The sequence below is a fragment of the Stenotrophomonas lactitubi genome, from assembly GCF_002803515.1.
Taxonomy (GTDB): domain Bacteria; phylum Pseudomonadota; class Gammaproteobacteria; order Xanthomonadales; family Xanthomonadaceae; genus Stenotrophomonas; species Stenotrophomonas lactitubi.
Genome location: NZ_PHQX01000001.1, coordinates 3,417,053 through 3,442,486, shown reverse-complemented (window position 1 = coordinate 3,442,486; position 25,434 = coordinate 3,417,053). Strand labels below are relative to the sequence as shown.

Here is a 25,434-nt window from a genome sequence, read left to right as displayed (position 1 = left end):
CGGCGGGATACATCGCGGCGTCCGCCGGGCATGGCCCGGCGCTACCGTCTTCGTGCGATCAATCGCCGCCCTGGTCGGCGTCGGCGGCGCAGGTGAAGCTCTTGCGCTTGTCCACCAGGCGGCCCATCAGGCGGTCGCTCAGCGGCAGTGCGTCGCCATTGAGTCGCCAGTCGTAGATCACGCTGAAGGCCAGCACGCGGGCAACGTACTCGCGCGTTTCCTTGTAGCTGATGGTCTCGATCCACAGGTCCGGATCGAAGCCCGGGCGCTGGGTCTGCCATCGCGCGGTCGGCGTCGGGCCCGCGTTGTACGCGGCGATGGTCACGTAGGGCAGGCCCTCGTACTTGTTCATCAACTGCCGCAGGTACGCGGTACCGATGGCGATGTTGGTGTCCGGGTCGTACAGGCTGTCAGCGCCGCCGTAGCCGGTCAGGCCGATGGACCTGGCAACACCAGCACCGGTCGCCGGCAGCACCTGCATCAGGCCCATGGCGTTGGCAGGCGAACGCGCGCGCGGGCTGAACACGCTTTCCGCACGGATCTCAGCGGCCACCCAGGCCGGGTCCAGCGCATTGCGCGCCGACTCGCGACGGATCGTGGCGTCGTGGTGCAGCGGGAAGCGCAGGTCGTACAGGCGCTGCTCCTGCTTCTGCTTGCCGAGCGAGAACACCGCGCGGTCGAACCAGCCGTTGTCCTGCGCCACGCGCACCGCGAGGCGACGCTGGGTGTCATCGAAGCGCGACAGTGCGTTGTTCCATTCGGCCACCGCCCAGCCGGCGCGGTCGATCTGGTAAAGCGCCATCGCGCGCTGGATGGCCGGATCGCGGGCCACCACGGCCTGCGCCTGCGCGCTGTCGTTGGGCTTCCACGGGCACAGGGTGTAGGGCTGCTGCAGCTTGTCCGCCGCCAGGAAGCCATGGAAGGTAGGCGCGCGTGCGGCTTCGCGGAACAGCGGCTGCGCCTGCTGTGCCTGGCCGGTCTTTTCCAGCATGCGGCCTTCGAAATAGCGCCAGCGCGAATCGTTGCGCTGGGTCGGGCCCATCTTGCGGATCGCTGCCAACGTCGCCGGCCAATCGCCGCGCGACATCGCTTCGCGTGCGCGCCATTCGTGCAGGCGTTCGTCGTAGGCCGCATCGGGTACGGCATTCAAGCGGCGGGCAGAGTCGGGCAGGTAGGACGCCACCGTCCACAGGGCGATCTGGTAACGCACCTGACCCTGCTGTTCGGCGCTCAGGCCCAACGCCTGCGCGTACTGCGGCAGCTGCTGTTCGGTGGCGTCCGGGTCGGCCTTGGCCAGCTTGGCCAGGCCATCGGTGGCGATGCGCCGGCTGCGCTCGTTGCGCGGCCAGTTCAGGGCACTGGCATTGGGCTTGTCGACGAAGGCGGCATAGGTGTTGGCCAGCGCGAGGTCGCCCGCCTGCAGGCCACGTGCGGCCGAACGCATCACCGCCGGCTGCTGGGCATCGGCAGCGGCATCGATGCGCTCCCAGCGCAGGGCATCGCTCATGCCACCCTGCGCCTGCAGCACGGCAAACACGGCGTCGCAGGCGTCGGGAAGCGACTTGCCGTTCTTGCGCCACAGATCCTGTGCCTCGCCAATCCACTGCGGGTCCACCTTGCCGGTGGCTTGGCGCGCCGTCAGCTGCGCACAACGCAGGCCGAGGTTGTCGGTCGGCACCCAGTTGGCCAGCAGCGTCGGCCAGTCCTGCCGGCGCGCCACAGAGGGCAGCCAGGCGCTGCGGAAGCTGTTGGCCACGGCCTGGCCCTGGTAGCGCTTGAGGAAGGCCTGTGCCTGCGCCGTATCCACGGTGTCGATGTTGCGCCGCAGATTGGCGAATTCCAGCCAGCCATACGCTGGATGGCGGCTGAGCGCAGCGGCCTGGCCGGGATCGAACTGGCCCCGTTCGGCGGCCGCGATGGCGGCCTTCAACTGGGCGTTCTGGGCATCGAGGGACTGGGCACTCGCGCAGCCGATCAGCAGCGTGGTGGCCAGCGGGAGCAGGGACAGGGCGGTCGAAGATCGTCGGGTCATGGCGACCAGCATAGCGGGCAGTGGCTGAATTCAGTTTCTCATTGCGTACACGGCAGCAGAGGACAACGACAGCTGAATGATGATGTGATCCGCACTGCCGCGAGGGCGGCTGCCCGGCGTAGGTTTGGGCTGGGGCGACCGGCCCTGCTGCAGGGAGCGGCACATGGCATTCAGTAGCGCAGGAAGAAGCGGCCCACTGGCGGACATCAACGTCACGCCACTGGTGGATGTGATGCTGGTGTTGTTGATCATCTTCATCGTGACCGCGCCGATGTTGTCGCGGCCGATCAACGTGCAGCTGCCGCAGGCCACCGATCGCGTGGTGGATCGCCCCGAGCCACCGCCGCCGATCGAGCTGCGCCTGGATGCGTCCAGCCAGTTGAGCTGGGACGGGCTGCCGATGGCCATCGGCGATCTGCAGTCGCGCCTGCAGGCGCAGGCCAGCGAACATGCCGGCAACCTGCCGGAGCTGCGCATCAGCACCGATCCGTCGGCCGAGTACGACGGCATGGCCAAGATCCTGGCCGCCGCCGAGGCCACCGGCATGGAACGCATCGCGTTCGTGCAGTGAGCGAGTCACCGGTGCGGCCTTCCTGATGGAGGGCCGCACTCGCGCAGGGGCGCTTACAAAGGCACCGTTGGTCAGCGCGGCCTTCGGTGAATACGCAGCGAAATGACGTTATCTGCTTTCAGAATCGTCAAATCTGCGTGAAAGAGTGTCGGGCATCACGCCGCGATCTTTACCGCTTGTTTACAAAGGAGACGCTGCCGCCATGCAGGGGGGAGCGCGGCAGTCCATGTCCCGACATTCCTTTGGAGAGAGAGCGAATGAATTACCTGCACCACCGCCCCTTGGCGGTTGCCGTCGCGCTGTGCGTGACCGCCCTGGCACCGATGGGTGTTGCCGCCCAATCGACCACCACCGACCTGGATCGCGTCGAGGTCACCGGCACCCGCATCAAGCGCGCTGAAGTGGAAGGCCAGGTGCCGGTCCAGACCCTCAATCGCGCCGATATTGAACGCACCGGTCTGACTTCGATCGGTGAAGTGCTGCAGCAGCTCACCGGATCGGGCTCGGCGCTCAATGCCAAATTCAATTCGTCGGGCAACTTCGGCTTCCCGCCCGACGGCAGTGGCGTCGGCGCGGGTTCGGCGCAGGTGGACCTGCGTCATCTGGGTGCCAAGCGTGTACTGGTGCTGGTCGATGGCATCCGCTGGGTCAACGAATCCTCGGCCTCGGGCGTGGGTTCGGCCACCGACCTCAACACCATTCCGCTGGCGATCGTTGAGCGCATCGAGGTGCTGGAGGACGGTGCGTCGTCGCTGTATGGCTCCGATGCCATCGCGGGTGTGGTCAACATCATCACCCGCCGCGACTTCGATGGCGGCCAGGTGACGTTGAACTATGGCCAGTACGGCAAGGGCGATGGCACGCAGAAGGGCGTGGACCTGGCCTGGGGCAAGAGTGGCGACCGTTACAGCCTGTTCCTGGGGGCAAGCTGGACCAAGCAGGACCCGGTGTATGCGAAAGACCGCGAGCAGTCGCGCTTCCCGATCCCCGGCACCGGCCTGGCCTTCGGCAGCGGCGGCATTCCGCAGGGGCGCTTTGCCTTCGTCGATCCCAACACCGGTGCCGAACAGGACATCGTGCCCAACACCGGCGTGAGCAGCCCGCGTTACGACGGCAGCGCCGGCTGCAACCGCACCGACGACTACCACTGCTTCACCAGCGCCGACCGCTTCAACTTCGCCGAATACAACATGGTGCTGACGCCATCGGAGCGTAAGGGCCTGTTTGGCCAGTTCCGTTTCGACATCACCGACAACGTGCAGTGGTACGTCAAGGCACTGGGCAACCGCCGCGAGTCGACCAACCAGGCCGGCCCGGAGCCGCTGTTCTTCGGCCCCGATGGCGCCACCGGCAATCCGCTGGCCGACAACATCGTGGTCTCGGCACTGAACCCGTACAACCCGTTCGGCTTCGACCTGGTGTCATCGGGCAACATGAGCCTGATCGGTCGCCGCCCGGTGGAAGGTGGCGCGCGCGTGTTCGAGCAGCAGGTGGATACCACGTACTTCGCCACCGGCCTGGTCGGCAACTTCCAGGCGGCCGACCGCAGCTGGTACTGGGACGTCAACGGCATGTACAGCAAGAACAAGGCCGAGCAGACCAACTACGGCAGCTACAACATCTACAACGTCAACATGGCGCTGGGCGATCCGGCGGTGTGCGCGGCCACGCCGGGCTGCGTGCCGCTGAACATTTTCGGTGGCGCAGGCTCGATCACCCCGGACATGCTGCGCTGGATCCAGCCGGTGGTGCGCGACCGCAGCCAGAACGAACTGAGCCTGTTCACCGCCAACCTGTCCAGCGATCTGTTCACCCTGCCGGCCGGTCCGGTGTCCTTCGCCACCGGCCTCGAACACCGCAAGTACAAAGGCTCGTACCAGCCTGACCCGCTGACGGTGATCGGCCACTACAACGGCGTACCGTCGCAGCCGACGTCCGGTTCCTACGACGTCAACGAAGCGTACCTGGAGCTGAGCGTGCCGATCTTCGCCGACTCGGCACTGGGCAAGAAGCTGGACCTGAGCCTGGCCGGCCGCTACTCGGATTACTCGACCTTCGGCGGTGAGTTCACGCCCAAGTACGGCCTGCGCTGGCAGGTGACCGATGACTTCGTGCTGCGTACCACCTATGCCGAAGGCTTCCGCGCACCGTCGATCGGTGAGCTGTACGGTTCGGCTGCGCGCGCCGACCTGCAGTTGTTCGATCCCTGCTCGGTGGGCCTGGGTGGCACACCGCCGCGCGGCAGTGCGGCCAACTGTGCCTCGCTGGGCGTGCCGACCGGCTTCCAGCAGGCCAACTCGCAGATCTCGGTGACCACCGGCGGCAACCGCGAGCTGGAACCGGAGCGGTCGCGCAGCTTCAGTGCCGGCTTCGTGTGGAGCCCCTGGTTCGGCAACGATGCGACGTGGTCGGAGCGCTTCGACGTGGAAGTGACCTTCTATCGCCACAACATCGATGGCGCGATCCAGGCGATCAACGCGCAGACCCAGCTGGACCTGTGCGTGGATACGCTGGACCCGATCTACTGCGACGGCATCACCCGTGCCAGCACCGGTGCGGTCAGCAGCTTCAACAACCGCCTGACCAACCTGGGTTCGATCAAGACCGACGGCTGGGATGTGGACCTGTTCTGGACCCTGCCGCAGAGTTCGATTGGCCAGTTCAAGCTGGGATGGAAGAACACGTTCGTCGGTCGCTATGAGGCCACCGGTGCGGCCGGCCAGCGGCAGCCGCAGAAGCCCGGCGTGGAAGTGGCTGACAGTTCGATTCCGGAATGGACCAGCAACGCCAGCATCGGGTGGACGCTGGACAACTGGAGTGCCAACTGGACGGTACGCCACATTTCCGAACTGACCGAAGACTGCGGTGACGCCGTGGCATTCCCGGTGTGCAGCAACCAGGCCGCCGGCACCAACACGCTGTCGGCCACCACCTTCCATGACGCGCAGGTGGGCTACAAGATCGACTGGATGAAGGGGCTGCAGCTGACGGCCGGCCTGAACAACGTGTTCGACAAGGATCCGCCGATCTGCCTGTCGTGCTCGTTGAACGGCTATGACGCCTCGACCTACGACATTCCGCGTGGCCGCTACTGGTACCTGCGCGCGGACCTGCGGTTCTGATGAAGGGACGGCGCCGGGCTCAGCCCGGCGTCCCCATGTGGATGTAGAGCCGAGCCCATGCTCGGATCGATCGCCCACAACGTTGCGAAAGGCAGCCGAGCATGGGCTCGGCTCTACAGGTGCGGGGCGATCGTGCCCCGCGCCTGCTCAGAACGACCAGGTGAAGGTCAGCGAACCGTTGCGACCATCGCCATACGCACCGTAGCCGGTGATCTGCGAGTAGTACTTCTTGTCCAGCAGGTTGTTGAGGTTGGCCTGCACGCTGAATTCCGGCGAGATGCGGTAGCGCACGAACGCACTGACCAGCGCATAGCCTTCCTGTTCGAAACGACCCACCACCGGCGCCGCGTAGTAGATGCGGTTCTGCCAGTTGGCACCACCACCGACGGTCAGTTCCTGCAGCGACTGCGGGGTGTAGCTGGTGAACAGCTTCAGCGCGGTCTGCGGCAGGTTGGTGTTGATGTCGGCGTCGTTGATGTCCTTGGCCACGTAGCGCGACGCACCGAACGTGGCATTCCAGCCCGGTGCCAGTTCGCCGTTCAACTCGAACTCGAAGCCACGGCTGACCGTGCCGCGTGCGGCGACATAGGCCGTTTCATTCTGCTGCCCGTCCACCTTGTCCATGGTGGCCTGGCCGACGTTGTCCTGCTCGATGCGGAACACGGCCAGCGAGGCATTCAGGCGGTTGTCGAACCAGGCACCCTTGACGCCCACTTCGTAGCTCTTGCCATCGACCGGATCCAGGTAGCTGCCCTGCTTGTTGCGCAGCGTCTGCGGCTGGAAGATTTCGGTGTAGCTGGTGTACGCCGAGTAGGTGTCGTTGATGTCGTAGACCAGGCCGGCGTACGGCGTGGTGACCTTGTGCGAGCGATCATTGCCTTCGTCTTCGCTCTTCCAGTCGGTGTAGCGCGCACCGACGATCAGCTTCAGCGGATCAGCCAGTGACAGCCGCGCGGCCACGTAGCCGGCCTTCTGGGTGATGGTGCCTTCGCTGGCCAGTGCCAGTGGATTCCAGTTCGGCTGGGGGATGTTGCCGGTCCAGTTGAGGTAGGTATCGAACGGGTTCCAGCCCGGGCCGCCCATCTGGAAATCGCCGTAGTTGGCGAACTCGCGCTTGTTGTAGCTCAGGCCGGCCATGAACTGGTGCTCGCGACCGAACAGCTGGAACGGACCATCGATGTAGCCGTCGATGCCATCGACCTTGCGCTCGGTGTTGTAGAAGCCAGCCATCGGCGTTACGCCCGCGCCGGTTGTCTTGTCGAAGGCGGTGTAGGACGGATAGAACAGCTTGTCATCGGCCTGGGTGCGATCATGCGTGGCGCCGATCTTGAACTTCCAGCCATTGCCGAACGCGTGTTGCAGGGTGGCGAAGGCGCGCTTGCTGGTGGTGTCCCAGTAGGTCCAGTCCGGCGAGGGGTTGAACGACGTCGGGTAGTGGGTTGAACTACCGTCCGCGTACCACATGGGGAAGCCGCCCCAGGTCGCGCCGCTGGCCTTCTTGTGCTGGTAGTCGTAGCCCACGCTGAGCTGGGTATCGGGGGTCAGGTCGGCATCGATCACCGCATAGCCGAGCGTCTTGCGCTGGTTGTAGCGGTCCATCTGCGCGTCGGTGTCCAGGTAGCTGCCGATCACACGGCCGCGCACAGTGCCGCTGGCGTTGAGCGCGCTGCCCACGTCCACGGTGGTGCGGGTGCGGCCCCAGCTGCCGACGTTCACCGACACGCTGCCGGTCAACTCAGCGCTGTCGGCGTGCTTGCGGATCAGGTTCACCGATGCCGACGGATTGCCGGCGCCACTGAGCAGGCCGGTGGCGCCGCGCACCACTTCCACGCGGTCGTACAGGGCTAGGTCCAGTCCGGAGTCGCCGTAGCTCCAGTTCTGCACCATCTGCGTGGGCAGGCCATCGAACTGGTAGCTGTCGATGTAGAAGCCGCGCGCGTAGAACTCGGTGCGCTCGCTGTCCGACTGCGTGCTGGTCACGCCGGTGGTGTTGCCCAGCACGTCGATGATGTCATCCAGCTTCTGATCTTCGATGCGCTGGTGGCTGATGATGCTGACCGACTGCGGGATTTCGCGCGGCGCCAGGTCGAAGCGGGTACCGGCCGAGGTGCGGCGCACCGAATAGCCTTCGGCGCGCTCGCCCTTCACCACGACCTTGTCGAGGGTGGTCGGATCGGCGGCGGTTTCGGCGAAGGCAGCCGGGGCGGCGGCCACGCAGAGTGCGGCGAACACGGCGGCGGACAGCCGCTGCGGCTGCAGGGGACGGAAGGCGGGACGGATCATCGGGGGATTCCTGGACGGGCACGCGCGTTCGGCCGGCATCCAGGAGGCGAGGCGCTACGGGTAGGGGAAGGGCGGGCAGGCCGTCCTGGCACCACCGGAAACGAAAGAAAGAAATGGTAATACGAACTATTCCTATTTACAAATAATGAACGGGCGGATCCAAGGCGAGGCCCGCGCCGCAGTCAGCGGATGTCTTGCCCCTGCAGCAGCGGCAGTGGGTCGCGGGCACCATCGGCGCCGTAGATGCCCCAATGCAGATGGGGCGGCGTGCCCTTGGCGTTGCCGCTGTCGCCGACATGGCCGAGCAGGTCGCCGGGTTGCACTACCTGTCCGCGCGCCAGGCCATCGGCCCAGTCTTCCAGGTGCGCGTAGTAATAGCGCTCGCGTCCCGGGCCGATGACCCAGACCTGGCGGCCACCGAGGCCGCTGTCGCGGATGTCGGCGATGACGCCGGGGGTAGCGCTGCGCACCGGCGTGCCGCGCTTGCCGAAGATGTCGATGCCCGCGTGCGTGCGGTCGCGCCCGCGTGGTGCTCCGAAGGTATCGGCGATCTGGCGCGGGCGGACGCCTTCCACCGGCACCGGCAGCTGCGTGGCCGGCGGCATGCGCGAGAGCGTCCACAGCATCTTCGGTGCGGCGGCCCATGGGCTGTTCCAGAAGGCCATCGCCGCGATGACCAAAATCAGCAGGATGGCGCCACGCAGGAGCCAGCGGCGCAGGCGATGGGCGGGCGAGTGCGATGTATTCATGGTCTCCGAACGTAGAGTCGAGCCATGCTCGACTGCTTCGGTTCTTGGGGATACGCGAGGGAAAAGCAGTCGAGCATGGCTCGACTCTACAGAAGCGCTACCAACGGTACGTCGAAGCCACGTTTCAACGTGCCCAGCGCCACCGACGTGCGGAAGCGCTCGATGTTGTCATCCGCACCGAACAAGCGCTCGGTGATCGCCTCGTACTCTTCCATCGATGCCGCCGAGAGCAGGAGCAGGAAGTCGCCGTCGCCGGTGATCGAGTAGCACTGCTGCACGGCAGGGTCGTCCTGCACGCGGCGGCGGAACGGGGCGACCTTCTCGCGCTGTTCGCTGACCACGCGCACCTCGACGATGATGGTCAGCGGCCGGCCGATCTTCGTGGCATCGATCACCGCCACATTGGCGGCGATCACGCCGCTGTCCTGCAGGCGCTTGATCCGCCGCTGCACGGCCGGGGTCGACAGGTGCACGGCTTCGGCGATCTGCCGCTGCGGCAGGGTGTTGTCCTGCTGCAGCAGGGCGAGGATGGCGCGGTCGAAGCTGTCCAGCACGGGGGCGGTGGCCATGGTGAGCAGAAGTTGCACGGACGGGCCGTCAATTGAGCCAAGTGCTCGCCGCCGGCGCAATAGACTGGCGGCATGCAGACTTCTCGAATCGCGCCGATGTTGCCGGCGCTGGCGGTGCTCGGCTCGGTCACCGCACTGGCCATCGGTACCTCCTACGCCAAGCAGCTGTTCCCGTTGATCGGTGCGCAGGGCACCAGCGCGCTGCGCGTGGGCTTCTCGGCGCTGTTGCTGCTGCTGTTCTGGCGGCCATGGCGTTGGAAGACCAGCCGCGTGGATGCGATCACCATCCTGCGCTACGGCCTCACCCTGGGCCTGATGAACCTGTTGTTCTACATGGCCTTGCGCACGATCCCGTTCGGCATTGCGGTGGCCATCGAATTCACTGGCCCGTTGACGGTGGCGATGTTGTCGTCGCGGCGGCCGATCGATTTCCTCTGGGTGGGCTGCGCGGCCGTAGGGCTGCTGTTGCTGCTGCCGATCGGCGGCGGCCCGGCACTGGACCCGGTGGGCGTGCTGTACGCCATGGGCGCGGCGGCCTGCTGGGGCCTGTACATCGTGTTCGGCAAGCGCGCCGGCCACCTGCATGCCGGGCATTCGGTGTCACTGGGGCTGCTGGCCGCGTCGCTGGTGGTGGTACCGGTGGGCGTAGTGCATGCGGGGGCGGCGTTGCTGGAGCCGAAGATCCTGCTGGCCGGGCTGGTGGTGGCGCTGGTATCCAGCGCGATCCCGATGTCACTGGAGATGATGGCGCTCAAGCGCCTGCCGAAGGAGACCTTCGGGATCCTGATCAGCATGGAACCGGCGGTGGCCGCGCTGTGGGCGATGCTGCTGCTGCACGAGCACCTGCATGGACTGCAGTGGCTGGCGATCGGCTGCACGGTGCTGGCCTCGGTGGGCAGCACGATGACGGCAAGGCGGTTGAAGGTGCCGGTGGCGCAGGCGGGGTAGCGCCGGGCGATGCCCGGCGGAGAGAGCGTGCGGACCAACGGTCCGCACCCACACGAGCAGCTGTCCGCACCCACCGGATCAGCGTGCCAACCCAGGTTGGCACCTACCAGAAGCGTTAGCGCAGGGCGTCGGCGGGGACGTCGATCGCCATCGCCAGGGCGAGATGGTCGGAGAACGCGGCCGGCACCGCTTCCACGTTGCGGGTCTGCAGACCGCTGCTGACCAGGATGTGGTCGATGGCACGGTCGGGGCGCCAGCTGGGGAAGGTCGGCACGATGCAGCCGGGCGGCTGCAGGCGGGTCTTCTGGTACAGCACCTGCATTTCCGGACGTTCGGCCAGGCAGTTGAAGTCGCCCATCAGCACCGCATTGGGATGGTCCGACAACAGCTCGGCGATGAAACCGAGCTGGGCCATCCGCGAGCCTGCGCCCAGCGACAGATGGGCCACCGCAACGGCCAGGCCATCGCGACCATCGCCGAACTTGGCCAGCAGCACGCCGCGCCCGCCGATGCGGCCGGGCAGGGCGTGGTCCTGCACTTCCACCGGTTCCAGCTTGCTCAGCAGGCCGTTGGCACTGGAGGCAACGCCGCCCATGCGCCGGTTCGGCTGGTGGCTCCAGTAATTGAAGCCGGCGCGCTGGGCCAGGTAATGGGTCTGGTTGGTGAAGCCCGAGCGCAGGCTGCCCGGGTCGGCCTCCTGCAGGCCGACGATGTCATGACCGCGCGCCAAAGTGGCAATCGCGTCAAGGCTGCTGCGCTTGCGACCCGCCGGCAGCGCATGTGACCAGCTGCGGGTCACATAGTCGCTGTAGCGGCGGGTACTTGAGCCGGCCTGGATGTTGGCCGTCAGCAAACGCAGGGTCCGTGTTGTGGGGGAAGTCACGGCCGGGAAAACGTCTCTTTGATCAGTGAGCCTGGGCCGCACCGCGTTCGCGGGCGATCAGGTGGTCGGCAATGCGCAGCATGTCCGGGAAGCTCTTGCCCTTCACCAGGTACTTGCCGTTGACGATGATCGACGGGGTGCCGCTGATCTGGCTGCGCTGGGCGAACTGCTTGGCCGAGTTGGTCTTGGCATTGACCGCGAAGCTGCCCATGGTGGCGGCGAACTGCTTCGGATCGACGCCGTAGGCACCGTAGAACTTGGCGATGTCATCCACCGAGTCGGCACCGCGCTCGCCCTTCAGGGTCTTCTGCGAGTGGATGGCCGAGTACAGCGCTTCGTGGGTCTTCTCCTGCACGCCCAGGGTCTGTGCGGCGTAGAAGGCACGGGCGTAGTTGTCCCAGGTGCCGCCGAACATGGCCGGCACGTAGACGAAGTTCACATCGCTCGGCAGGCCGGCCTTCCACGGGCCGACCAGCGGCTGGAACGCGGCGCAGGCCGGGCAGACGTAACCGAAGATCTCGACCACTTCGACCTTGCCGGCGGCCGGCTGGAACGGCTGGCCGTTCGGGATCAGCTGGTAGTCGGCGCCTTCCACCGGGGCCGGGCCGGTCAGCGCGGCGGTGGTCGGGGCAGGGGCGGTGCTGGCGGCGGTCTTGTCACCTTCGGCAGCCGGTGCAGCGGCTTCGCTGCCTGCGACCGGCGCGGCCGGTTCGGTGCTGGCCGGGGTCGCGGCCGGTTCTGCCGGGGCGGCGGTGTTGGCGGTGCCATCGTCGGCCTTGCAGGCCGCCAGGATCGGCAGCAGCGCTGCGAGGGCGAGGGCGGCGAAACGGGTCTTCATGGAAACGTCTCCAGCATCTGGAAAGGTGGGGCCGGCGTCAGGCGCCGGCCAGAGGGAAATGATGACATGCGGCGGCGACAGCGCCGTGTCGATGGTGTGTGTTGGTTCAGCGGCCGCGGGCGGCGCGGGCCTGGGCGATCAGCGCCGAGGCGATGCGCAGCTGGTCGTCGAAGCTCTTGCCACGGACCAGGTACTGGCCATTGATGATGATGGCCGGGGTGCCCGGCACCTGGGTGCGCTGGGCGAAGGCACGGGCGGCATCGACCTTCTTCTGTACCGCCTCGCCGCGCAGGGCCTGCGTGTAGCGCTCCGGGGTCACGCCGTAGGCCTTGTAGAAGCTGGCGAGCTCATCGGCCGAGACGTTCTGCATCGGCAGCGTGCCGTCTTCGTGCAGAGCCTTGAACACGGCGGCGTGGCTGCGCTTGGCCACGCCCACTTCGTCGGCGGCGTAGTAGGCCAGGGCCCAGGAATCCCAGGCACCGCCGAAGGCGGCCGGGACCGGGGTGAAGCGCACGTCGGCCGGCAGCTTGGCGGCCCAGGCGGCCAACTGCGGTTCGAAATGGGCGCAGTGCGGGCAGGTGTAGCCGAACACCTCGACCACTTCGATCTTGCCGGCCAGCGGTTGGAACGGGCCAGGCTGGGCGATGCGCTCGTAGTCTTTGCCTTCGACCAGCGGGGCGTTGGCGGGGGTGGCGGCGCAGGCCGCCAACGGCAGCAGCACCAGCAGGGACAGCAGAAGGCGGGGAATCAACCTCATCGACACGCATCTCCGTTGAAAATGACAACGCCGGCGCAGCCGCCGGCGTGAAGGAAACATACCGCAGCGGCGGGCCGTCGTGGCGACCCGCGCCGACCAGTGGCGGTCAGGGGGCGGCAGCCGGTCGCGTCGAAGCGCCCTCGGCGGCGAGGTCGTCGGCCTTGTTGTGCAGGCCCTGCAGGTAGCTGGAAAGGGCCTGTACCTCCTGCTCGGTCAGCTTCTGCGCCACCGTGGCCATGATCTGGAAGTGCGCCTTGTCGGTCTCGTTGGTCTGCCCGGCCTGGTATTCCTGCAGGCGCCGGGCGACATAGCTGGCGTGCTGGCCGCCGATGTGCGGGTAGGCCGGGCCCGGGTTGCCGGCACCGCTGGGGCCATGACAGGCCATGCAGGCCGGCAGCCCGCGCTGGGCGTCGCCGCCGCGGTAGAGCTGCTGGCCGATCTGGTAGAACTTCATGCCCTTGTACGGGCCCTCGGCCACCAGCGTGTCGTCGGCGATGCCGGCGTTGGCCTTCTGGGTGGCGAAGAACGCGCCGATATCGCGCATGTCCTGCGGGGTGAGGTTCTGCACGAAGGGCACCATCGCCACAGCAGCGCCGGAACTGCGCTGGCCGTTGGCGATCAGGGCCATCTGCTGGGCGACGTAGCGCTCGCTCTGGCCGGCGATGCTGGGATACATCTCCACCGTGGAATTGCCATCGGCACCATGGCAGGCGGCACACGCGGTGGCTTTGGTCTGGCCGGCCTTGGCATCGCCCCAGGTGGTCTTGCTGAAATCCACCTCGAGCGAGGCGGTCCTGATCGGGCCGTTGTCGGGCAGCGGGGTCAGCGTGGTCTGCGCAAAGGCAGCAGCGGCAACAACGGCAGTAGCAAGGGCGGATACGGCAAGAACGCGAGCGTGGCGCATGCTGAAGCTCCGTATGGACCGGCCGGGCGGCGGCGGCCGGCATCGCCCGGATTATCAACGCCGTTTCCGTACACGGTCAACGCAGCAGTGCAGCATTTTCCCGCAGGAGGCCCGCGGGCCGGGCGCGCGGCGCCGCAACATGCGATCCTATGCGCATGTCATTGCTCATCGAACGCGCCCAATACCACCTCTCTGCCCACAACATGGGGCAGCTGCCGCCCGATGAAGGGTCCGAAGTGGCCTTTGCGGGTCGCTCCAACGCCGGCAAGTCCAGCGCGCTCAACGCGCTGACCCGCCAGAACAGCCTGGCCCGGGTCTCCAAGACGCCTGGCCGGACCCAGCAGCTGGTGTTCTTCCAGGTCACCCCGGACGCCCATCTGGTCGATCTGCCCGGTTACGGCTACGCCAAGGTGCCGCTGGACCTGCAGGCGCACTGGCAGGCCTTCATCGACCGCTACTTCCGCACCCGCGAGGCCTTGAAGGGCCTGGTGGTGGTGATGGACATCCGCCATCCGCTGAAGGACTACGACCGGCAGATGCTGGCCTACGCCGTGCAGCGTGGCCTGCCGGCGCATGCGCTGCTGACCAAGGCCGACAAGCTGAGCCGCAGCCAGCAGATGCAGACCCTGCAGAAAGTGCGCAAGGAACTTCATTCGTCGTTCGGCGATACGGTGAGCGTGCAGGTGTTCTCCGGCGCCGCCCGTACCGGCGTGGATGAAGCCCGCGGCATCATCGGCGGCTGGCTGGGGCTGGAATAAGAAACAGGGCGCCGGGCCTTGCCCGGCGACACTTTTGTAGAGCCGAGCCCACGCTCGGCTGCCGCGCGTAGCGCGGCGAGACCCTGATGGCCGAGCATGGGCTCGGCTCTACACGGCGTCATTTCAACGGCGAGAACTCCGCCGGTACCCACGCATAGGCCTTGCCTTCGCTGCGCACGTGACCCAGCCCGGGGAAGGGCAGGTGCGCGCCGGCGACCCACCAGCCCTTGGCGGTGGCTTCCTGCAACACGCTGCGACGGCTGGCCGTAGCCGCCTTGCGGTCCGAATCGGCCTCGAATGCCGCTTCCGGGTGCGCGAACTGCACTGCATGGAAATGCAGCACGTCGCCCCACACCAGCAGTGACTGGCCCTGGCTGTCGAAGCGATAGGACACATGCCCCGGCGTGTGGCCGTGGGTATCCATCGCCACCGCGTGGCCCGGCAGGGCGTCGCCAGGCTGGAAGGTTTGCAGGCGACCGGCCGCCTGGTACGGCGCCACCGCATTGCGTGCCAGCGCGAAGGCGAAGCGTACGCCTTGCGGCGCCGTGGCTTCGCTGGCCGGGTCGAGCCAGTAGCGGGCATCGGCCTTGGACAACCACACCGTCGCATTCGGATAGGCCGGCTTGCCGTGGGCATCGAGGATGCCGCACAGGTGATCGGGATGGGCGTGGGTCAGCAGCACCTCATCGATCTCGGCCGGGTCCACACCTGCCGCGCGCAGGTTGCCCAGCACCTGGCCCTGGTCAGGGCCGAAGCACTGCGCGGTGCCGGCATCGACCAGGGTCAGGTGCTTGCCCTGGCGCACCAGGAAGGCGTTGATCGCGGTCTGCAGGCCGTTCTTGTCTTCGGGCACGTAGCGGCCTTCGAGCAGGCGGCTGACCAGCGTTGGCGGCACATCGACCACTTCCTGCCGGCCGAGCGCGACCACGCCGTCGAACAGGGCGGTGACCTGCAGCGCACCGATGCGCTGGTGTTGCACACCCGGCACCTGCTGGGTGGGAGCGGGCGAGGTGGCCTCGGCCAGCGCGGCCAGCGGCAGGGAGGACAGGGCCAGCAGCAGGGCGGCGCGCAGCGGCAGGTGGCGCAGGGTCATGGCGGTTCTTCTCGATGAGTGATGGGCAGGCCCGGTGCGCACAGCGTGCCGCGTTGCGCGTGCGTGCGGCGCTCAAACCACTGCGCGGAATGCTCAAAGGGGGGTTATCGGCAGGGCTGCGCCCTGCACCCGCCGAATCAACATCAACGTCAACGTCAAAAGCCGGGTTTCCTGTGGGATGGCGGGGTGGGTCCGGTTGCGGGGGACGCCGTAAACCCATCCATGGGGGCTTGGCCGCGGCATCCATGCCGCGGACACCCCCGCAACCGGACCCACCCCGCCTTCGACAGATTCCCGCGATCTGTTGGAATGGCATGACCTGCTCTTGGTGGGTGTCGACCTTGGATCCACGCCATGGGTGGATGCTCTTCGAATTCAATTCGGAATCATCGAAATGAATCGAATGGAATTGGAGGAAATCATCCACGCATGGCGTGGATCTACTGGGTCACCGGGAAACTGTCAGGGGTGGGGCGGTGTCGGAGTGCGGGGTGTCAGCCGCATGGATGCGGCTGCCAAGCCTACAGGGACGTACTTGCGGCGTCCCCGCACTCCGACACCGCCCCGCCATCCCACGGAATGCACGCTGTTGCTGTTGCTTCGGCTGTTGCCGTTGCTTCTGCGGGTGCAGGGCGCAGCCCTGCCGAACAACCCTCAAATATCGGTGGGAGCCAGCCCGTACTGCTCGGCGAAGCGCTTGCTGAAGCTCGCTGCAGAGCGATACCCCGCGCGCGCTGCCACGGTCTTCAGCGGCAGATCGGTGGTGTACAGCAACTGCATGCCGTGGGCCAGGCGCGCTTCAGTCAGCAGCTGGCGCAGGCTGGTGGCCTCAGCCGCCAACCGCCGGCGCAGGGTCGCGCCACTCAGCGCGAAGTGTGCTTCAACGTCGCGTGACTGCCAGTCACGTGCCGGTTCGGCGGCGATGCGGTCGCGGATCTGTTCGCCCAGCGTCGGTGCGTGCGGCAACAACAGGTTGCCGTGGCCCTGCCGGCACCACGCCAGCACCAGCGTGGCCAGCGCCAGCCGTGCTTCGCTGTAGCGGCCATCCTGCAACGACTGCCGCCAGCTGCGCAGCGCCGTGGCGTGATCGCTCAACGCCTGCCGTGCCAGCGCCGGTCCGGCCGTCGGCAAGGCTTCGCTCCACAGCGTGCGCGCCGCCGCCAGCACTTCCGTGCACAGCGGCACGATCGCGCTGAGGTAGCGGCCGGTCTGCGGGTCGGGTGTGTTGACCACGTCGATGCGGCAGCGCTGGGTGATCAGCAGGATGTCGCCCGGGACGAAGGTCAGTGACTGGTGTGCGGTACGCACCTGCTTGCGGCCTTCCAGCAGGATCGCGAACTGCGGCTGCGGTATCTCCACCGAACTGGCGCCATGCTCGCGGCGGGCGGTGATGCAGGCGTAGCCTTCGGCGCGTTGGCAGCCGGCCAGGCTGGCCATCTCCGCCAGCAGGGCGGTGGCGGTGGGGGGCATGCCGGTCATACGACGTGCGCGCCCAGCAGGCGGCCGACCGCAGCTGCAGCCGCCATCGCCAGCGCACCCCAGAACATCACGCGCAGGGCACCTCGCGTCGGTGACGCGCCACCGGCACGTGCCGCCATCGCGCCGGTCAGGCACAGGCCGGCCAGCGTGCTTACCGTGGTGGCGGTGGCGACGTTCTGTACTGGTGCCAGCAGTGCGGTCAGCACCGGCAGGGCAGCACCACAGGTGAAGGCGCCGGCCGAAGCCAGTGCGGCCTGCAACGGTCGCGCGCGCAGTTCCTCGGTGATGCCCAGTTCGTCGCGCGCATGGGCGCCCAGCGCGTCGTGGGCGGTCAGCTGCTCGGCGACCTGGCGGGCCAGCGCCGGCTCCAGGCCGCGGTGGCGATAGATCGCGGTCAGCTCGTCCAGTTCGCTGTGCGGGTCTTCGTGCAGCTCGCGCTTCTCCATCGCCAGATCGGCATTCTCGGTATCGGCCTGGGTCTGCACCGACACATACTCGCCGGCGGCCATCGACATCGCACCGGCCACGGTACCGGCCACACCGGTGGCCAGGATCGTGCTGGCCGAGGCGCCGCTGGCGGCCACACCGACCACCAGGCCGGCCACCGAGACGATGCCATCGTTGGCGCCCAGCACGGCGGCACGCAGCCAGCCGACGCGATCGGCGCGATGCAGTTCAGGATGTCGTGAATGGCGGCTCATGACCCTGAGTGTACGAGGGTCAAGAGGGTGTCGGTAGGATGCTGAAACCCGTCACCGTCGCATGACGTAACGAGCCGCCACGCTATAGTGCGCCCTTGCGATGCAAGGCTCCCAGCCCCACATCCCCTGCCACCGTCCAGCGAGCCACCCCCTTGTCGAGCCCCAGCCACGTCGCCGATACGCCCATTACCGACCGCTCGCAACTGGTGGCGGAGATCGCCTCCGGCGAGAAGCCCCGTTCGCAGTGGCGCATCGGTACCGAGCACGAGAAGTTCGGGTTCCGCCTGGATGACCTGCGTCCGCCGACCTTCGACGGCGATCGCGGCATCGAAGCACTGCTCAACGGCCTGGTCCGTTTCGGCTGGACGCCGGTGCAGGAAAACGGCAATACCATCGCCCTGCTGCGTGATGGCGCCTCGGTGACGCTGGAGCCCGCGGGCCAGCTGGAGCTGTCCGGTGCGGCGCTGGAAACCATCCACCAGACCTGTGTGGAAACCGGTACCCACCTCAATGAAGTGGCACAGGTGGCCGGCGAGCTGCAGCTGGGTTTCCTCGGCATGGGTTTCCAGCCGAAGTGGACGCGCGATGAAATGCCGTGGATGCCCAAGGGCCGCTACAAGATCATGCGTTCGTACATGCCCAAGGTCGGTTCGCTGGGCCTGGACATGATGACCCGCACCTGCACCGTGCAGGTGAACCTGGATTACGCCAGCGAAGCGGACATGGTGAAGAAGTTCCGCGTGTCGTTGGCGCTGCAGCCGATCGCCACCGCCCTGTTCGCCGACTCGCCGTTCACCGAGGGCAAGCCGAACGGCTACCTCAGCTACCGCTCGCACATCTGGACCGACACCGACGCCGACCGTACCGGCATGCTCGACTTCGTGTTCGAGGATGGCTTCGGTTACGAACGTTATGTCGACTACCTGCTCGACGTGCCGATGTATTTCTCCTACCGCGACGGCATCTACCACGATGCCAGCGGGCAGAACTTCCGCGATTTCATGCAGGGCAAGCTGCCGGTGCTGCCGGGCCAGCTGCCGACGCTGCGCGACTGGTCGGACCACACCACCACCGCGTTCCCGGAAGTGCGGCTGAAGAAGTACCTGGAAATGCGCGGTGCCGATGGCGGCCCGTGGAGCCGCCTGTGCGCGCTGCCGGCATTCTGGGTGGGCCTGCTGTACGACGACACCGCACTGGATGCAGCGTGGGACCTGGTGCGCGACTTCAGCCTGGTTGAACGCCATGCGCTGCGTGATGGGGTGCCCAAGCATGCGATGAACCTGCCGTTCCGCAATGGCACCGTGCGTGACCTGGCGCGCGAAGCGGTGAAGATTTCCGTGGAAGGCCTCAAGCGCCGTGCGGCGCGCAATGCCGATGGCCAGGATGAAAGCAAGTTCCTGGACGTGCTGCAGGAAATCGTCGAGTCCGGCCTGACTCCGGCCGAGCGCAAGCTGGCGCTGTTCCATGGCCGCTGGCACGGCGATGTGGATCCGGTGTTCCGCGAGTTTGCTTACTGACCGCCTTGCGGTAGTGCCGGCCGCTGGCCGGCAGATGCATGGGGTAGCCAGCCAGCGGCCGGCACTACCAAAAAAACCCCGGCATTGCCGGGGTTTTTCGTTTCCACAACCGACTTGGATCAGGCAGCGTTCTTCATCGTCGCCATGTCGATCACGAAGCGGTAGCGCACATCATTCTTCGCCATGCGTTCCCAGGCTTCGTTGACGTTCTTGATGTCGATCATCTCCACATCGCTGACGATGCCGTGCTCGGCACAGAAGTCCATCATTTCCTGGGTTTCAGCCATGCCGCCGATCGCCGAGCCGGTCAGGTGCTTGCGACCGAAGATCACGCTGCCACCGGTCAGCGGCGGGTCCAGTTCGGTCAGCACGCCGACCAGGCACATGGTCGCCTCACGCTTGAGCAGGCCCATGTACGGGTTGGTGTCATGGCCGACCGGGATGGTGTTGAGCAGGAAGTCGAAGCTGCCGGCATGTGCCTTCATCTGCGCGGCATCACGCGAGACCAGCACTTCGTCGGCGCCCAGGCGCTTGGCGTCGGCACCCTTTTCCGGGGTGGTGGTGATCATCACCACGTGCGCGCCGAGTGCCTTGGCGAACTTCACGCCCATGTGGCCGAGGCCGCCGAGGCCGATCACGCCGACCTTCTGGCCTGGGCCGACCTTCCAGTGTCGCAGCGGCGACCAGGTGGTGATGCCGGCGCACAGCAGCGGCGCGGCGGCCTTCAGGTCCAGCGTTTCGGAGACCTTGACCACGAAGCGCTGCTCGACCACCACATGGTCGGAATAGCCGCCGTAGGTCGGGGCACCGACGGCGCGTTCACGGCCGTTGTAGGTCCAGGTGGCACCTTCGGCGCAGTACTGCTCCAGATCGTGTTCGCAGGCATCGCAGTGGCGGCAGGAGTCGACCATGCAGCCGACGCCGGCGTGGTCGCCGACCTTGAAGCGGGTGACCTCGCTGCCGACTTCGGTAACGCGGCCGATGATCTCGTGGCCCGGCACCATCGGGTAGATCGAGCCACCCCAGTCGTCGCGCGCCTGGTGCAGGTCGGAATGGCAGATGCCGCTGTACAGGATCTCGATGCGCACATCGTTCGGGCCGACCGCGCGGCGCTCGAACTCGAAGGGTACCAGCGGGTCGGTATGGGTATGGGCGGCGTAACCACGGGCGAGGGACATGGGGAATCCTTGGCGGGTTTGTCGAAAGGCGTTTTACAATACGCCCCGTACCGCAAGGTAAGAAGCGCATATATCGGCATGATTCATCAAGGCAGACTGCACAATCATGGCCACTGACAACCTGTCCCACCTGGCCGCCTTCGCCGCGGTCGCCCGCCACCGCAGCTTCCGCCGCGCCGGCGCCGAACTGGCCCTGTCGACCTCGGCGGTGAGCTATGCGATCCGCGCGCTGGAGGAACGGCTGGGGGTGGGCCTGTTCCACCGCACCACCCGCAGCGTGGCCCTGACCGAGGCCGGACAACGGCTGCTGGAGCGCCTGCAGCCGGCGCTGGGCCAGGTGCACGATGCGCTGGAAGAAATGAATCACTTCCGCGCCGTTCCGGCCGGCCTGCTGCGGATCAATGCGACGCGGGCGGCGGTGGCGACCCAGTTGGGGCCGCGGCTGGCGCGTTTCCTGCACGCGCATCCGGATGTACGGGTGGAGCTGACCGAGAACGATGGTCTGGTCGACATCGTCGCCGAGGGTTACGACGCGGGCGTGCGCCTGCACGAGTTCGTGCCCGAGGACATGGTGGCGGTGCCGATGGGGCCGCCGCTGCGCGGCTTGATCGTCGGCTCGCCCGAGTACCTGCGGCGCCGGCCGGCACCGCAGCATCCGCGCGACCTGGCCGCGCATGAGTGCGTGCGGTTCCGCTTCGCCAGCGGCCATCTGTACAAGTGGCAGTTCGAGCGCGAGGGCCAGACCCTGGAGATCGACGTACCGGGGCGGCTGACGCTGTGCGAGCAGGGCACCGTGGTTGGCGCGGTGCTCGATGGCATCGGCCTGGCCTATGTGCTGGAAGACACCGCGCGCCCTTACCTGGACGATGGGCGACTGGTGGCGGTACTGGAAGACTGGAGCGAACCGTTTGCCGGGTTCGCGTTGTACTACCCGAAGCAGCGGCAGATGCCCGGCGCGTTGCGCGCGTTCGTGGATATGTTGCGCGAATGAATTGGGGTGGGCCGCATCCACGCATGGCGTGGATCTACTGACCATCGCCGCATGCCCATTTTGACTCCCCCCATGTGTGGATGCCGTTCCGCAGTAGATCCACGCCATGCGTGGATGGCGCAGGCACGCGCTAAGGTAACCACCCTCATCCAACAAGGACGTCCATGAGCACGCTCGCCGATCTCGAACAGGCCTCCAGCCAAGCCTTTCCGCCGCTGTTCCACCAGCTCGTCGCAGGCAACCAATTCAGCTGGGGCGAACAGGGGCCGCGCTGGTACCGTGAGGTGTTCCCACAGGTACAGGCACAGCCGCCAGTGCTGCTGTACGCGAGCGAGTACGAACCGATCGAGCCCAATGAACTGCGCGCGGCCTGGGAAGACCTGACTGCCGAAGATCACTACAACCCGTTGCGTGAAGACCTGAAGCTGCTGCCGTTCGCACGCACCGGCGCCGGCGACAACTATTGCTTCTGGACCAACGCACCAGGCTTCGCTGAGCCGCCGGTACTGCTGGTCTGGCACGACGATGATCGCGCCGACCTGGTGGCGGCGAACCTCCAGGATTTCCTGTTCCGCAAGATGGCCGAAGCGGTGGTTGAACTGGAGGAAGATGATTCGCTGCTGTCGGAAGGCGATATCGGTGCGAACCTGCAGGCCTGGCTGTCCACTCATCGCGGTTGGTTGCGTGGGGATCAGGTGGCTGCGCTGGAAGCGCTGTTCGCGCGCGTGGATGACATTGCCGGCGGTGGCATCAGTGAAGAGGACGTACAGGCATTGCTGAAGCCGCTGGTCGGCTTTGAGCGGATGGACAGCAGAATGCCGTACGTACGGGATTGAGCTGCGCGGGTGCACGGCATGGATACCAAGCCACGCATGGCGTGGCTCTACTGCCTGGTCCTTCCTGCGGCGCGATGGATGAGTGCCGACCAACGGTCGGCCTCCACCTTCTGGCAGTAGATCCACGCCATGCGTGGATGACGCCACGCTACGCAGCCTGCAGCATCGGCTCCATCAACTGCAGGCAGTCACGCAGGTGCGCATCCACCGATGCGTCTTCGGCAACCACGCCGATGGCGCGCTCGCGCAGAGGTTCTGCCACGGCCATGGCCAGCACCAGGCGCGCCATCCGTTCTGGATCACCGGCGCGCAACAGACCACGCTGCTGCTGCCGCCGCAGCCAGTCCGCCAGCAGCGCACGGCCGCGGCCGATGCCGTTGTCGAGGTAGGCCCGCAGCAGCGCGTCCTTGCCCGGGAAGTCGGTGGTCAACAGGCGGAACACCCGCACCGCCTGTGCTGACAATGCCTGCGCGCACACCGCCTGCAGGATGTCGTGCAGCAGTGGCAGCACGTCTTCGGCGTGGCGGGCATCACGTTGCAGCTGTGGTGCGAAGCCATCGGTCCACTCGCGCACTGCCAGGCCCACCAGTTCGTCGCGATTTCCGGCATGCCGGTACACCGTCTTCTTGGCCACGCCGGCATGCGCGGCGACGCCTTCGATGGTGGTCGCTTCGTAGCCCTGCGCCAGCAGCAGATCCAGCGTCGCCTGCAGCACGGCATGGCGGACGTCGGCCTCTGGGCGTGCAGGACGGCCGCGGCGACGGGGCGGAGCGATCAGATCGGGCGGGGCGGTAGCGGTCATTGCGCACATTCTAGCGCATTTCGATAATTGCGAAACGATGTGCGTTTCCGTATTGTCCGATCCTCATCTCCCGAGGGATTCACCATGGAAACCGTTGCCAACGCTCACGCCTGGCTGGACCACCACGACCTGCTTGATCCGGCACCGATGCACCTGGAGACCGGCATCCAGCGTCGCGCGGACGGCACCCTGCTGGTCGCGGTGCGCACCGATCTTCACGGCTGCAAGGGGCGCATGCTGGACTGGTGGTTCACCTTCTTCGAGACCACCCAGCACATCCGCTGGTGGCACCCGCTGGACCACGTCGAGCACCGTGGCTGGGACGAGGCCTGGCAGCGTGGGCGCAGCTACCATGGCGCCAGCATCCAGGCCGTCGAGTCGCTGGCCGACATCCCGCCGGTGGCGGCACGCCTGAAGTTCCACGATCCGCGCACGTTGCTCACACCCGAGCGTCTGCAGGCGGCGCAGGATGCCGGCGATGTCTCGGCGGTGATCGCCGCGCGCATCGGTTTTGGTGACCACGTTCGTCTGGACGCGCACGGTGATCCCTGCGATGGCCAGATGCTGCACGTCGCGCGCGATACACCGTTCGGCTGCGTGCTGCGCAGTCGCTTCGTGCTTGGCCTGGACAGCAAAGATCCGCAGCGCGACGCCAGCGATGCGATCGGCCTGGGACTGCTCAAGCACTGCTATACCGAGTTCAGTTTCCTGTCGCGGCTGCTGCCGTCGCTGTACTACGGAGAACGCGCGAATGACGAGGCGGTGCCACTGCCGTGGTGAACTCGGGTGCTACTCCAGCAGGGCGTCATAGCCTGCATCGCTGAACTGGATCAGGCAGAAGCCATGGCCGAAGGGATCGGCCAGCACGGCGATTCTTCCCCAGCGGTGTTCGCGCACGGCCTGTTCAAGAGAAGCGCCGGCTGCAACGGCGCGGGCAAGCGCAGCGTCGATATCGGCGACCACCCAGTCCAGATGCACGGGCGTCCAATGTCGCTCGTAATCGCGCACGTCGCCGTCTTCGGTCGCTGCGCTGCCGGCGTCGTTCTGCAGCAGGTATAGCGGCGTGGGGCCGCCGAGCAGTTCCAGTGCGCCGGGGCCCAGGCGGCGGCCGATCCTCAGGCTGAAAGCTTCGGTGTAGAACGCCTCGGCCGCTGCAAGATCGGGGACGTCGAGGTTGACGATGAAGGAGGCCGCTGAGCAGTTCATGGGGCAGGACCGAGTCCGGACCGGGCCACGATGCACTCGTGGCCCGGCGGGATCAAGGCGCGGCATCCACGCATGGCGTGGATCTACTGTGCGAGCGGGTAGTCGAGGTAGCCCTCGCTGCCACCGCCGTAATAGGTGCTGCGATCGGGTACGGCCAGCGGCACATCGCGCTGCAGGCGCTCGACCAGATCCGGGTTGGCGATGAACGGCTGGCCGAACGCGGCCAGGTCGATGATGCCATCTTCGACCAGTCGCAGAGCACGCTCACGGGTGAGCCCACCGGCGAGAATCACGGTGCCGCCGTAGGTTTGCTTGAAAGTCTTCAGGAACGCCTCGCCGATGACGGGCGCGCCGCGCAGGTAGTTGTCGTTCAGATGCACATACGCCAGCCCGCGCTTGCCAAGCTCTTCGGCCAAGTAAAGATAGGTGGCTTCGTTCTCTGCATAGGCCGGCATGTCGAAAGTCTGGCTGTTCGGCGCCAGGCGCACGCCGATCCGCTGTGCACCGATCCGCTGCGCCATCGCATCCACGGTGTCCAGGATCAGCCGTGCGCGGTTGCGCAGTGAACCACCGTAGAGATCCTGCCGATCATTGGTGATCGGGTTGAGGAACTGCTCGAACAGGTAGCCGTTGGCGGCATGCAGCTCGATGCCATCGAAGCCGGCAGCGATGGCATTTTCAGCGCCGCGTACGAAGTCGCTGACGATACCCGGCACTTCGTCGGTGCGCAGCGCGCGCGGCGGCGTCGGATCGGCATGGCCACGGCTGCCGTCATCCAGATACACGAACGAGGTGTTCTTCGGATCGCTCGCCACCGGTCGCGTGCCGGCGCTCACCGGCTGGCCGCCGTCGGGCTGCAGCGAGCTGTGTGACATGCGTCCGACGTGCCACAGCTGGGCGAAGATCGCGCCCTGCGCAGCGTGTACGGCGTCGGTGACAAGCTTCCAGCCGGCGACCTGTTCAGCGGACCAGATGCCCGGCACGTCGATGTAGCCCTGGCCCTGCGCCGACACTGGCGTGCCTTCGCTGATGATCAGGCCGGCGCTGGCGCGCTGACGGTAGTACTGCGCGGTCAGTGCATTGGCGATGGCGCCGGGGTTGCGGGCACGGGTCATCGGCGCCATCGCGATGCGGTTGTGCAGGGGCAGTCCAGCGAGGTCGAACGGGCGGAACAGGGGGGCGGTCATGTCAGTCATCTCGGTGCGGGGAGGGGCGCC

General features: G+C 66.7%; 23 protein-coding genes. 8 read left to right on the top strand and 15 right to left on the bottom strand.

Annotated features, from left to right (window positions below; all coding sequences use genetic code 11):
* Positions 1-58: 58 nt before the first annotated feature.
* Positions 59-2,044, bottom strand: a complete 1,986-nt coding sequence (locus CR156_RS16080) for a transglycosylase SLT domain-containing protein (protein ID WP_100553550.1) — start codon at positions 2,042-2,044, stop codon at positions 59-61.
* Positions 2,045-2,195: 151 nt separating this feature from the next.
* Between CR156_RS16080 and CR156_RS16075 the strand changes: the two genes are divergently transcribed.
* Together CR156_RS16075 and CR156_RS16070 are read left to right on the top strand one after the other, a co-directional pair.
* The gene (locus CR156_RS16075) at positions 2,196-2,603 is read left to right on the top strand and encodes an ExbD/TolR family protein (protein ID WP_100553549.1); all 408 of its coding nucleotides are present in this window, start codon (positions 2,196-2,198) and stop codon (positions 2,601-2,603) included.
* 323 nt (positions 2,604-2,926) lie between these two features.
* A complete protein-coding gene (locus tag CR156_RS16070) occupies positions 2,927-5,725 on the top strand; it encodes a TonB-dependent receptor (RefSeq protein ID WP_409349573.1) in 2,799 nt (932 codons plus the stop codon).
* A gap of 147 nt (positions 5,726-5,872) precedes the next feature.
* On the opposite strand, the gene fhuE is transcribed toward CR156_RS16070, so the two are convergent.
* The 3 genes from fhuE to CR156_RS16055 all read right to left on the bottom strand — a co-directional run bounded on the left by fhuE (position 5,873) and on the right by CR156_RS16055 (position 9,326).
* On the bottom strand, positions 5,873-8,008 hold the full coding sequence (fhuE, locus tag CR156_RS16065; RefSeq protein WP_100553547.1) for a ferric-rhodotorulic acid/ferric-coprogen receptor FhuE: 2,136 nt from the start codon (positions 8,006-8,008) through the stop codon (positions 5,873-5,875).
* Positions 8,009-8,190: 182 nt separating this feature from the next.
* Positions 8,191-8,757 (bottom strand): M23 family metallopeptidase, encoded by a 567-nt coding sequence (locus CR156_RS16060; RefSeq protein WP_100553546.1) that lies wholly within the window; start codon positions 8,755-8,757, stop codon positions 8,191-8,193.
* 86 nt (positions 8,758-8,843) lie between these two features.
* A complete protein-coding gene (locus CR156_RS16055; protein ID WP_100553545.1) occupies positions 8,844-9,326 on the bottom strand; it encodes an Lrp/AsnC family transcriptional regulator in 483 nt (160 codons plus the stop codon).
* A gap of 72 nt (positions 9,327-9,398) precedes the next feature.
* Here CR156_RS16055 and CR156_RS16050 point away from each other — a divergent pair, with 72 nt between their 5' ends.
* Positions 9,399-10,274: an EamA family transporter gene (locus tag CR156_RS16050; RefSeq protein WP_089236864.1), complete on the top strand. Its 876-nt coding sequence runs from the start codon at positions 9,399-9,401 to the stop codon at positions 10,272-10,274.
* A gap of 115 nt (positions 10,275-10,389) precedes the next feature.
* Here CR156_RS16050 and CR156_RS16045 read toward each other — a convergent pair whose 3' ends face one another.
* The 4 genes from CR156_RS16045 to CR156_RS16030 form a co-directional block, all read right to left on the bottom strand.
* The gene (locus CR156_RS16045) at positions 10,390-11,157 is read right to left on the bottom strand and encodes an endonuclease/exonuclease/phosphatase family protein (RefSeq protein WP_089236863.1); all 768 of its coding nucleotides are present in this window, start codon (positions 11,155-11,157) and stop codon (positions 10,390-10,392) included.
* A 22-nt stretch (positions 11,158-11,179) separates the two neighbouring features.
* The gene (locus CR156_RS16040) at positions 11,180-11,995 is read right to left on the bottom strand and encodes a thiol:disulfide interchange protein DsbA/DsbL (protein WP_100553544.1); all 816 of its coding nucleotides are present in this window, start codon (positions 11,993-11,995) and stop codon (positions 11,180-11,182) included.
* Positions 11,996-12,101: 106 nt separating this feature from the next.
* Positions 12,102-12,752, bottom strand: a complete 651-nt coding sequence (locus CR156_RS16035; RefSeq protein WP_100553543.1) for a thiol:disulfide interchange protein DsbA/DsbL — start codon at positions 12,750-12,752, stop codon at positions 12,102-12,104.
* A 106-nt stretch (positions 12,753-12,858) separates the two neighbouring features.
* On the bottom strand, positions 12,859-13,656 hold the full coding sequence (locus CR156_RS16030) for a c-type cytochrome (RefSeq protein ID WP_099820952.1): 798 nt from the start codon (positions 13,654-13,656) through the stop codon (positions 12,859-12,861).
* Positions 13,657-13,811: 155 nt separating this feature from the next.
* Between CR156_RS16030 and yihA the strand changes: the two genes are divergently transcribed.
* Positions 13,812-14,414, top strand: coding sequence for a ribosome biogenesis GTP-binding protein YihA/YsxC (gene yihA / locus CR156_RS16025; RefSeq protein WP_100462756.1), 603 nt, complete (start codon positions 13,812-13,814; stop codon positions 14,412-14,414).
* Positions 14,415-14,532: 118 nt separating this feature from the next.
* Here yihA and CR156_RS16020 read toward each other — a convergent pair whose 3' ends face one another.
* The 3 genes from CR156_RS16020 to CR156_RS16005 all read right to left on the bottom strand — a co-directional run bounded on the left by CR156_RS16020 (position 14,533) and on the right by CR156_RS16005 (position 17,687).
* Entirely contained in the window at positions 14,533-15,507 is a 975-nt protein-coding gene (locus CR156_RS16020; RefSeq protein ID WP_100553542.1) for an MBL fold metallo-hydrolase, read from the bottom strand.
* A gap of 654 nt (positions 15,508-16,161) precedes the next feature.
* Positions 16,162-16,986 (bottom strand): helix-turn-helix transcriptional regulator, encoded by an 825-nt coding sequence (locus CR156_RS16010; protein WP_100462601.1) that lies wholly within the window; start codon positions 16,984-16,986, stop codon positions 16,162-16,164.
* Positions 16,983-17,687: a VIT1/CCC1 transporter family protein gene (locus tag CR156_RS16005; RefSeq protein WP_089236851.1), complete on the bottom strand. Its 705-nt coding sequence runs from the start codon at positions 17,685-17,687 to the stop codon at positions 16,983-16,985. Before CR156_RS16005 ends, CR156_RS16010 begins: the two co-directional genes overlap by 4 nt.
* Before the next feature lie 152 nt (positions 17,688-17,839).
* Here CR156_RS16005 and CR156_RS16000 point away from each other — a divergent pair, with 152 nt between their 5' ends.
* Positions 17,840-19,204, top strand: coding sequence for a glutamate--cysteine ligase (locus tag CR156_RS16000; RefSeq protein WP_100553541.1), 1,365 nt, complete (start codon positions 17,840-17,842; stop codon positions 19,202-19,204).
* 119 nt (positions 19,205-19,323) lie between these two features.
* On the opposite strand, the gene CR156_RS15995 is transcribed toward CR156_RS16000, so the two are convergent.
* Positions 19,324-20,382 (bottom strand): NAD(P)-dependent alcohol dehydrogenase, encoded by a 1,059-nt coding sequence (locus CR156_RS15995; RefSeq protein ID WP_100553540.1) that lies wholly within the window; start codon positions 20,380-20,382, stop codon positions 19,324-19,326.
* A gap of 106 nt (positions 20,383-20,488) precedes the next feature.
* Between CR156_RS15995 and CR156_RS15990 the strand changes: the two genes are divergently transcribed.
* The gene (locus CR156_RS15990; RefSeq protein ID WP_100462607.1) at positions 20,489-21,373 is read left to right on the top strand and encodes a LysR family transcriptional regulator; all 885 of its coding nucleotides are present in this window, start codon (positions 20,489-20,491) and stop codon (positions 21,371-21,373) included.
* A gap of 164 nt (positions 21,374-21,537) precedes the next feature.
* Positions 21,538-22,209 carry an SMI1/KNR4 family protein gene (locus CR156_RS15985; protein ID WP_100553539.1) on the top strand — a complete coding sequence of 224 codons (672 nt, stop codon included), beginning with the start codon at positions 21,538-21,540 and terminating at the stop codon, positions 22,207-22,209.
* 148 nt (positions 22,210-22,357) lie between these two features.
* Here the strand turns inward: CR156_RS15985 and CR156_RS15980 are convergent, their stop codons facing one another.
* Complete coding sequence (locus CR156_RS15980; RefSeq protein WP_409349557.1) at positions 22,358-23,020, bottom strand: TetR/AcrR family transcriptional regulator; 663 nt, start codon at positions 23,018-23,020, stop codon at positions 22,358-22,360.
* Positions 23,021-23,095: 75 nt separating this feature from the next.
* Here CR156_RS15980 and CR156_RS15975 point away from each other — a divergent pair, with 75 nt between their 5' ends.
* Positions 23,096-23,791, top strand: coding sequence for a DAPG hydrolase family protein (locus CR156_RS15975; protein ID WP_100553537.1), 696 nt, complete (start codon positions 23,096-23,098; stop codon positions 23,789-23,791).
* A 9-nt stretch (positions 23,792-23,800) separates the two neighbouring features.
* On the opposite strand, the gene CR156_RS15970 is transcribed toward CR156_RS15975, so the two are convergent.
* Positions 23,801-24,217 (bottom strand): VOC family protein, encoded by a 417-nt coding sequence (locus CR156_RS15970; RefSeq protein ID WP_100553536.1) that lies wholly within the window; start codon positions 24,215-24,217, stop codon positions 23,801-23,803.
* An 83-nt stretch (positions 24,218-24,300) separates the two neighbouring features.
* Entirely contained in the window at positions 24,301-25,404 is a 1,104-nt protein-coding gene (locus CR156_RS15965; protein ID WP_100553535.1) for an alkene reductase, read from the bottom strand.
* Positions 25,405-25,434 lie beyond the last annotated feature (30 nt).